The organism is Moorena sp. SIO3H5 (assembly GCF_010692395.1).
Lineage (GTDB): Bacteria > Cyanobacteriota > Cyanobacteriia > Cyanobacteriales > Coleofasciculaceae > Moorena.
On record NZ_JAAHHS010000289.1, the window covers coordinates 1 to 9955 of the forward strand.

9 protein-coding genes are annotated in these 9955 nt (G+C 40.3%); 8 read left to right on the top strand and 1 reads right to left on the bottom strand.

Annotated elements, in window-relative coordinates; genetic code table 11:
- Positions 1-165 precede the first annotated feature (165 nt).
- The 8 genes from F6K52_RS37075 to F6K52_RS25500 all read left to right on the top strand — a co-directional run bounded on the left by F6K52_RS37075 (position 166) and on the right by F6K52_RS25500 (position 8458).
- Positions 166-459, top strand: a complete 294-nt coding sequence (locus F6K52_RS37075; RefSeq protein ID WP_364419631.1) for an FHA domain-containing protein — start codon at positions 166-168, stop codon at positions 457-459.
- Positions 452-2062 carry a serine/threonine-protein kinase gene (locus tag F6K52_RS25470; protein ID WP_293084690.1) on the top strand — a complete coding sequence of 537 codons (1611 nt, stop codon included), beginning with the start codon at positions 452-454 and terminating at the stop codon, positions 2060-2062. Before F6K52_RS37075 ends, F6K52_RS25470 begins: the two co-directional genes overlap by 8 nt.
- A gap of 2 nt (positions 2063-2064) precedes the next feature.
- A complete protein-coding gene (locus tag F6K52_RS25475) occupies positions 2065-2457 on the top strand; it encodes a hypothetical protein (protein ID WP_293084693.1) in 393 nt (130 codons plus the stop codon).
- 73 nt (positions 2458-2530) lie between these two features.
- Entirely contained in the window at positions 2531-2821 is a 291-nt protein-coding gene (locus tag F6K52_RS25480) for a hypothetical protein (protein WP_293084696.1), read from the top strand.
- A gap of 197 nt (positions 2822-3018) precedes the next feature.
- Positions 3019-3348 (top strand): DUF433 domain-containing protein, encoded by a 330-nt coding sequence (locus F6K52_RS25485; RefSeq protein WP_293084700.1) that lies wholly within the window; start codon positions 3019-3021, stop codon positions 3346-3348.
- 188 nt (positions 3349-3536) lie between these two features.
- Entirely contained in the window at positions 3537-5663 is a 2127-nt protein-coding gene (locus F6K52_RS25490) for a protein-disulfide reductase DsbD domain-containing protein (protein ID WP_293084704.1), read from the top strand.
- Between the two features lie 189 nt (positions 5664-5852).
- Positions 5853-6548 carry a redoxin domain-containing protein gene (locus F6K52_RS25495; RefSeq protein ID WP_293084707.1) on the top strand — a complete coding sequence of 232 codons (696 nt, stop codon included), beginning with the start codon at positions 5853-5855 and terminating at the stop codon, positions 6546-6548.
- Between the two features lie 1184 nt (positions 6549-7732).
- Positions 7733-8458: a pirin family protein gene (locus tag F6K52_RS25500; RefSeq protein ID WP_293084709.1), complete on the top strand. Its 726-nt coding sequence runs from the start codon at positions 7733-7735 to the stop codon at positions 8456-8458.
- A gap of 339 nt (positions 8459-8797) precedes the next feature.
- Here the strand turns inward: F6K52_RS25500 and F6K52_RS25505 are convergent, their stop codons facing one another.
- Positions 8798-9613, bottom strand: a complete 816-nt coding sequence (locus F6K52_RS25505; RefSeq protein ID WP_293084712.1) for a DUF4114 domain-containing protein — start codon at positions 9611-9613, stop codon at positions 8798-8800.
- Positions 9614-9955: the final 342 nt, after the last annotated feature.

A 9955-nucleotide genomic window follows, 5' to 3' on the forward strand; every position in this document is an offset into this window, starting at 1 on the left:
CAATGTTGGGAATTAGTTGATAAGTTAATGCGTTTAAGTCGTCATAAGCTCGATAATTATTTACGAGGTATGAGAGCTATGAAGCTTATACAGTCTACTTTTTAGCTCTCATGTCGCCCCCCCAGAATTATAAGAGTTCCTGGCTCGGATGAAAAAAGTCTTCAAATTAGTCGCAGGCATTTAGAAATACAGCAAATTGATACAGAGTATTTTATTATTGATAAAAGCGGAGGACGTACTAAGTTAAATGGAAAAGTTATTTCAGAGAATCAGCCTTATAGTTTACAACCAAGAGACAGACTTACAATTGCCAATGTAATTGTTTTAGAAGTTTTGATTAGGGTAAATGTTGGAGGGCTTAAAACAAATAATGTAATCCGAATTGATCATCTAGATCAAGACGCTCTTTTTATTGAAGCTTCAATCGGAGATATGGTGACGGAGGTTTTTGATGAATAGTACTCAAAATAGAATAACATCAACTAGGAATGTTCGTTTAAATAAATATGTTCTCTTAGAGGAAATTGGAAGAGGTGGTCATGGAGTTGTGTATAAAGGTTATCATAAAGAAAAAACTGATAAAATTGTTGCTGTCAAAATAATTAATAATACTGGTAATATTGATTCGCTATTAGTTGAACCGGAGTTGCTATCTAGATTAAATCATCCAAATATTATAAATCTCAAAGATTACTTTATACATGAAGGAAAACTTATTTTAGTTACCGAATATATTGACGGAATTACTCTTCAGTCATATTTAGAACAACGGGGAAAATTTTCAACAACCGAAGTAAAAACTTTTCTTGCTCAAATAGCAGATGCTTTAGCCCATGCTCATGCTAACAATGTAATTCACCGAGATATCAAACTGAGTAATATTTTAGTTACAGGTGATCACCAAAATCGAAGATTTGTATTAGTAGATTTTGGGATTAGTCGCATGGCAGAAGGAATTCAAACTATTAAGCGCGTAGCTGGTACATATTACTATATGGCACCAGAACAATTGAGAGGGCGACCTTGTGAACAATCAGATTTGTGGGCATTGGGTGTTTGTGCTTACAGTTTACTGACTGGTATCAAGCCATTTGAAGGAGATACACAACAAGATTTATCAAAAAAAATATTACTTGGTATTCCGCAACCCCCCAGTGAAGTATTAGAAGAAATCGATCCCGATTTTGATTATATTCTTTTTCATCTATTAGAAAAAGAATTGGTTAACCGTACTTCATCTGCCCATGCTCTTTTAGATGAATTAAAAAAATGGTCGAAATCAACTGTTACAAAAATTATTAAAAACAAAGATTTTAAGTCAAAAAATTCTCTTCCTACTTGGGAAAAAAAAGAACGAGCGGAACTAAAAAAAAATTGGAGACGTTTCTGGATATACTCTGTTTTATCTAATTTATCATCTGTTATTGTCCCAGATGCAATGTTACTAGGGGGATTAATTATTTTTTATTTAGGTCAAGAAAAAAGTAATTTTTTTAAAACTTTTATCGGCATTTTTTTTATGATTATTGGTCGTTTAATTCATTATTGTGTAATATATTTTGTATTGCTAAATATAGTCGGAGTAAATGAAATATCTGGTGATAGTTTTTTTGAGGTATTTCAGGAAATTTCGATTTTACAACAATTGTGGCAAGTATTTTTTATTTTGATTGCAGTACATTATTTAACTAAGATCAGAAATTTGCGAGAAAGTTTGCTTCTTCATAAGACACTGCGAGAAGCATCACAAGATATCAACAGAATAATTCAGCTTCTTAAAAGCTTTGTCAATACAAATTGGGGCAACATGAATCTACGCCAAAAATATATTGAGCTGCTTCTATTTAATGGACAGATTGAAGACGCGATTGTTGAATCTAAACTTGCTCTTGAAGTTGACCCTTATAATTTTGGTCTAACTCTTCTCTTAGCCAATAGTTATTTTGAGGTAGGTCTATATGAAGAATGTAAACAGGTATGTGATTATTACCTAGCTATATCTACTTATAGCTTTGAATTTTCTGATATTAAAGAAAGATGTCAACTGAATATGGAGAAATAATCATGCAATTTAATGTCGAGTATGTCCCCTATAAAATACCATTTTGTGGTGATGGTTCTGTCTTTTTAAATGAGACTGCTTTAATATTTGAAGGAAGTGTTAAAAAAATTAATATTCCTGTCCTATATTTTTGGGATTTATATCACAATTTTCTAGTAAAAACAATAAGGACAGTTCCTTACTCTACAATTTTAAATTACAAAAAAGTTTTTTACTCTCCAGTTTTTTATTACAAAAAAAGAAAACCAGTAGGAAATTGTTATCAAATTAATTACCGTTTGCCTGATGGTAAAAAGACCGGTATAAAGTTTATTTATCATCAAAATAAATCAAATAATAAAAATATTTTTTTAATGAAACTAGAAGAACATATGAATGCGATAAAAAAAATATAATAATGATATTTTTAATTTATATAAATTCATATGTAAAACTCTGATTTTGGACAGTTAATTTATTTGATAATTTATGCTTTATTTGATAATTTATGCTTTTTGTCTAGGAATTTTAGCATTTATATATGCTAGAAAAATGGGATATTATGGTATAGTATGGTTTTTAGTTTCAATCATTTACATTTATATCCCTTTCGTTTCTTTGTATCTCCTGGCTTCATTACCTAATAAAAATTTAGAAAAAAGACGGAAACAAGAAAGGCGTTTGCTTCAAAAACAGCTTGCCCAGAGAAGATATATACCAACCAATAGTTCTTCGGTTATTCCACCTCAAACAATTAGTGATGATCAAACCATAAGATAAGGTGGCCTAGGCGATCGCGCTCTATTGGGCATCTGTGTCTACACCGCCTGTGGTATCAGAGAATCCTGTCCCCTCAGAACTATGGTAAAAGTAGGAAGGCATTGAGTCAGGAATTGTCTGTCTCCGATCAGCAACGCCCATATCCTGATCCTGACTAGGCGTTTGCTACCATATGAAATAGCAACCTGATAAAGTCTATGACTCTAGCAATTGCCCTTGAACCCGCACCTATAGAGACAGATGCCTATGGTGTTGTACGAGTTGCCAAAACTCGCGTCACCCTAGACACTGTTGTGACTGCTTTTCTTGAGGGATGCACGCCAGAGGAAATCGCAGAGCAATATCCATCCCTACAACTACCAGATATCTACTTGGTTATCGGTTACTACCTCAGACATCGAGATGAGGTTGATACCTATCTGGTAGAACGTAAACGTCACAGAGATGCAATTCAGCAGGAGGCTGAACAACGCTTTAATCCCATTGGAATACGCGATCGCCTTTGGCGCGGCTTCGCCGATCGCTGAAAGCGGGACGCGCGTCCATCGCTTACTAGCTAGGAGCAATCAATCCAGGTAATCCCAAATCGCTCGATTCCTGACAAATGAAAATTTTAATACCAAAAGATTAGTTGCTTAATTGATAATGGGTAATGGGTAACTGACCTAACTATACTTGAAATGATTCCTCAAAAAAAATCGTGTAGGTTAAACATGTGTTCACTAGAGTCATCATGTGCCACCAACTCCTCACCTGGATCATAGCCCTAGCCCTAACCCTCTCCACAGCCTTACTACCCATTGCTCCTGCCTCGGCTAACCCAGTCCAAACCGAGAATGTCGAGGTGCAATTAATCAGCGAAGTCATCAACATTCAACCTGGAACCCCTTTCTGGGTAGGACTACACTTCAACATCAATCCCGGCTGGCACACCTATTGGCGAAACCCTGGTGACTCGGGTCTTGGAGCTACCCTGAAGTGGACCCTACCCCCCGGCTTTGAAGTGGGAGACATTGTTTGGCCATATCCCCAGCGGCTACCCCTTGAGCCATTAATGAACTTTGGCTATGAAGAAGAGGTTACCCTACTCAGCCAAATCACACCCCCAGCCAACCTAGCTACTCCCGATGCTCTCCAACTGCGCGTAAAAGCGGATTGGCTGGTATGTGAAGTAAACTGTATTCCGGAAGAAGGCACCTTCAACCTCACCTTACCGATTACCTCTAGACCTCCCTTAGTCAACCAAAATTGGGCACAGGTATTTGAGCAAGCCCGTCAAACTCTACCCAAACCCTCCCCATGGCAAGTCACGGTCACTATCGAACCAAAAGACTTAACCCTGCAAGTTGACGCCCCCGAAATGGAAGAGGCTCAAATCCAAGAGGTGACCTTTTTCCCACATCAAGACGGTATCATTAGCAATCCAGCGCCCCAAATCGCAGAACTTAATCAAGATGGAATCACCTTGCGATTGCAGCGAGGCTATCTTAGGAAACTCGACCCCATCACTGGAGTGCTAGTGATTCGAGAATCCCTAGACAACCAATCCGTAGTCCAAGCCTTCACCATTGAAGCCGCAGTAAGCAACGAAATAGGCAAAACCGCCCCAACCCCAACCCAACCGCGATGGGAAGTGCTGCTGCTAGCATTACTCGGAGGCATAATCCTCAACCTGATGCCCTGTGTTTTCCCAGTGCTATCCCTCAAAGCACTCAACATAGTCCAAAAATCCCAGAAAAGTCCCAAGCAAGTCAGACGCCATGCGATCGCATTCACTGCAGGCATTCTGGTCAGTTTTACCGTAGTGGCCAGTGTGCTATTAATTTTGCGATCGCTAGGGCAACAAATCGGTTGGGGATTCCAGCTACAATCCCCCGTTTTCGTTACCTTAATGGCATATCTAATGTTTGCGGTTGGCTTAAGTCTATCGGGAGTCTTTATCTTCGGTGCTTCCATCATGGGAATTGGGCAACGATTAACCACTCGCTCAGGATACATAGGGGAATTTTTCACAGGAGTCTTTGCCACCGTAGTCGCCACTCCCTGCACCGCACCATTCATGGCAACCGCCCTGGGAGTAGCCCTGACCCAATCCGTACCGATAGCGATCGCAATCTTTGAAATGCTCGGTCTTGGGCTAGCTCTGCCCTACCTAGCCATTAGCTTCACCCCAGGATTGCAGCGTATTTTACCCAAACCAGGAGCATGGATGGAAACCTTCCAACAGCTTCTGGCATTCCCCATGTACGCTGCCACCGCCTGGTTAATCTGGGTATTAGCCCAGCAAACTGGAACCAACGGTTTAGCAGCCGCCCTAGCAGGGCTAATCCTAATTGCCTTTGCCACTTGGTTGCACCAAAAAACCCGCCTACTCCCCCCTCTAGGAAAGCATTTGGGGTCAATCTGCGCCTTAGTCGCCCTAGGATTTTCCCTGAGCTTAGCCCAAATCTCCACCACCACTCCTGCTCCACTGACCTATAATCAAAATCAGGGCATCAAATGGCAACCCTATACCGCTCAACGACTAGTTAAACTAAGGCAATCAGGAAACCCAGTATTCCTCAATTTCTCAGCATCCTGGTGTATTACCTGTCTAGTTAATGACCGTGTCGCTCTCAACCAGCCAGAAACCATAGCCGCCTTTGAGTCTAAAAAAATTGCCCTACTCAAAGCAGACTGGACTAATCGTGACCCAGCCATCACCAAAGCTCTAGAATCCTTCGGACGTAGTGGCGTACCCCTTTATGTCTTGTATCCAGGAGACTCAGAATTTACCGAACCCATTATACTACCTCAGATTCTCTCCCCAGAGCAAGTTCAACGTGCCATCAAAAAACTATAGCAAAGGGAACAGGGAATAGGGAATAGGGAGTAGGGAGTAGGGAGTAGGGAGTCGGAAACAAGGAACAAAAATTATCACAATTAATTTAGGATACCTATATAAAATTTAGGTAGAATTTAAGGAAATGGCAAATAACAAGTAACAAGTAACAAGTAATAATCAACAATCAACAATCAGCCATCAAGAAACATGAACAACTTTCTCAAATTTAACGGTCAGAAAATTACCACCACTGGATTAGTAGCCCTAGCCTTAATTATCACCGGATGCCCGAATACTCCCGTCAGCAAAGATTCCCAAACTACAAGTCCAGCATCCACCGCAATTGCAGCATCATCACCATTAAGTATTGATGAAAAAGCACCAGAATTCACTGGAGTTGACAGCAACAATACCACCCACAAGCTCAGTGATTTCAAAGGCAAAGTCGTAGTATTGGAATGGACTAATCACCAATGTCCCTTTGTCCGCAAACATTACAACAGCGGTAACATGCAGAAACTTCAGAAAGAAGCTACCAGCAAAGGAGTAGTTTGGTTATCAATAATCTCCTCAGCTCCAGGAAAGCAAGGTCATGTCACCCCTCAAAAAGCGAATGAATTGATGAAAAGCAGTAGCGCTAATCCCACAGCAGTGATTATAGACTCCGAAGGCACCATTGGTCGTCTATATCAAGCTCGCACCACACCCCATATGTATGTTATTGATACTGATGGAGTCTTAAAATACATGGGCGCAATTGATAATAAACCCTCAGCTAATCCAGCGGATGTAGAAACAGCTACTAACTATGTCCAAGCTGCTGTGGATAGTGTTATTACTAATAAACCAGTAGAAACAACAGTCACTCAGCCTTACGGTTGCTCGGTTAAATATAATAGTTAAAGGTGTAAGCTATAAGCAATCAGCAATCAGCAATCAGCATATCCTTATTAATCTCGAACTATTAGGTGCGAGCCGTGGCGAATTTAATAATTAGACGCGAAAAGCAGACCTTTAAATTCTCCCAAAGTTTATTTTAAGCTGACCACTGATAGCTGATAGCTGAACGCGCACGCGTGCGCCTAGCGCATAAGCTTACATATTAGCTGTATCTCTAACAACTTTTGACACTCCCCACAGCTATAAGCAGGGGGATTCTTGGCTCACCGAATTGACTTGCCGTGACAGGTTTACACCAACCACAGTAGAGGTCAAATCTCCCCAAGCTTTCAGATCATTGATCTAAGTTCCGGTGTGCCCCACCGTACTCAGGGTTTTTCCTCAGACTTGCCAGGCTTTCTCTAATTTCTTGCCCAATGACTTTCATAGGCCATCATATCGTTAGATTGAATTACGCAATGTGCATTCTCAAGACACATTTTTTACGTTACCTACTTATATCAAAGGGTCATCTCAAATACTGGCGTGCCTTACTATCTGATTATATACTATCGGAGCCAGTATCAGCATTCGAGATCAAAATTAGCTGACGGGGAATAAATTCCCTTCGGGCTCATCCCCATAACTATAAGTTAGGGGCTTTCGCCCTCAGAGCTTTCGGTAAAAATTGATCAAGAGTAGGACAAGGATTAGTAATACGCGATGCGATCGCGCTCCACAATCTCTGCCGTAGAAGGTTGTACTGACCGATACACTACCCCATCTCGACGAAAACGTCTGATGATCAGCGTCAAGTAACAGAAGCTCCAGTTGTATTAATTTGTTGTGGCGATAGCCGAGTTAATCAAACCGATTACATTGAATCGGTGATTCAACTTGGTAAAAATGCTGGTGGAGTCAATGATGCTTATGCAGATATTATGCGTAGCTCCATCTCTTGATGCAGAGGTAATTTTGGCAAGTTTACACAATTTAATAAGTGAGGTTTATTTTTTTACAGGTACTTAGTAGTCCTCAATTAACTGTAAGCTGTTGCGCATTTCAATTGGATAATTCAGTTATCAAAAAAACGTCAACCCCTATCCCCTTACTCCCTACTCCCTACTCCCTGCTCCCTTGCTGTCAGAACAAATTTAAACGAAGATCAGCTTACCAATAACTAATTACAAAATTTGGAGGCAAACCCGATGACTGTAACCACAAACAATCAAAAAATAATCAAAATTCGGAAATCCTCTGAAAGAGGACATGCTAATTACGGTTGGCTCGATTCTTACCACACCTTTTCCTTTGCTAACTATTACGATCCCGCTCATATGGGATTTCGCCAACTGCGGGTAATTAATCAAGACCGGATTGAAGGTGGAACTGGATTTGGAACTCACTCCCATAGAGATATGGAAATTATTTCCTATGTCCTAGAAGGAGCCCTTGAGCACAAAGATACCCTTGGCAATACAACCGTTATTCGTCCTGGTGAAGTGCAACGGATGAGTGCAGGAAAAGGTATTGCCCACAGTGAGTATAATTATTCAGCTACTGACATCGCCCATTTTTTTCAAATCTGGATTTTACCGAATCAAACTCGATTAACACCAAGCTACGAGCAGAAATTTTATGCACCAGAAGAAAAGCAGAATCAATTAAGATTAGTTGCTTCAGAGGATGGACGAGATGGTTCTGTGAGCATTCATCAAGATGTTAATCTCTATGCCACGAATCTGGATGCTGGTGCATCAGTAATAACCCATACTAATCAAGATCGTCATATTTGGGTACAAGTAGCACGAGGTCAGGTCAAGTTAGATAATTACTTGTTACAAGCTGGTGATGGTGCTGCTATTTCTCAAGCAGAATCTGTGATGTTAGTGGGTCAAGAGCAAGCAGAGGTGTTGCTGTTTGATTTGGCTTAAATCGAGATATCTGAGCATTTGTCAATCTGAAGTTACCGGTTTCCTATTGGCTAAAACCTTAAAGGTTCATTTCACTTGGGTAATTCCTATAGGGATTATTGATAGGGGTAAACATAAATAGTGTGTAGGAAACATTGCTGTATTCCTACACACTAGTGTTGATTCATATTGTTTATTCACATGATAACTACGAATATGACTACTTGATAGTAAAATAGAATAGGTAATGGGTAATGAATAATAGGAAATGGGTAATAGTAAACCACTAACCACTAACTACTAACCTATTACCTATTACCAAATAACTATCTGTAGCCTTCTTTTGCCTCAGTTTTATTATTAGGATTTTTTACCTTGGCGCTTCTGTACTGATGTTAACCCCATAACTCCGAAGGCAAACAGCGTACCTACGAGAGTTCCTGGTTCTGGTGTGGATACACTGTTTGATGGTGGGAGCTGTGGTGTGTGTGTGAGTCCGCTGACAACAAAGACAACATCGTTAAAGTCTTGGTCTCCTGACTCATTGGCTTGCTCGGATATCCAATCGTCTTCAAATCCTAGCATCACAAACTTTTCCCCTCCAAATTCAAGTTCATAAGCCAAGAGATGGTTGAATCCGTCGGGGTTTTGTTGGGGATCGAAACCAAAGTAGTTGTGACCACCATTGTAGCCATCGGACTTCACAAAAAAGTCAATAAAGGTGTCACCCGCAAAATTACCCAGATTTAAACCTTGACCAAGTGCCAAAGCACCATCTTCGTCAGGGAGAATACCCAAGGGAGAGGAAACATCCTCAAATACTATTTCTTTAGTGCTACCATCATCCAAAGAATAGAAGAGTTGATTTCTGAAACCGGCTCCTTCGTTGATAAAAAAGACTTCCACATCTTTGGCACCACTTTCCCAGCGCAGAGTATTCAAATCGACTTCAGGTAAATCCCCTTGATTTATCCCTAATCTTTCTTCATTGACGAAACCGTTAAAGTATTCCCACTGCTCATAGGTTAGTTTTGGTACGTCATTCCCTGAAGTGCTATACTGTTGATCGTATTGTTGCTGAGATACATTTGTGTTGGCAGATGCTTGATTGACAGAACACAAAACTCCTAAAACAGTACCGGTCGCCATTAATGCAGAAAGCAGTTTATATTTCATTGAGTGACTTACCTGATTCACACTTAGTGGTTCTAGAGATTAGGGAGTATAGAGCAGTTTTGTCTGTGAATTCCCTGTTATTTATAAGTCTCTCTGTCCGATGTATGCGATCGCGTTGATGAAGATTTGATGTCAGGTTTAACTTTTGTATAAATTCTTGATCAAATAGTGTGAGGTGAGTGAAATAGCTTTCTCAAAACTCCTGAGGTAATAATTAAGCCATCAGCCATCAGCCATCAGCCATCAGCCATCAGCCATCAGCCATCAGCCATCAGCCATCAGCCATCAGCCATCAGCCATCAGCCATCAGCCATCAGCCATCAGCCATCAGACATCACCAAT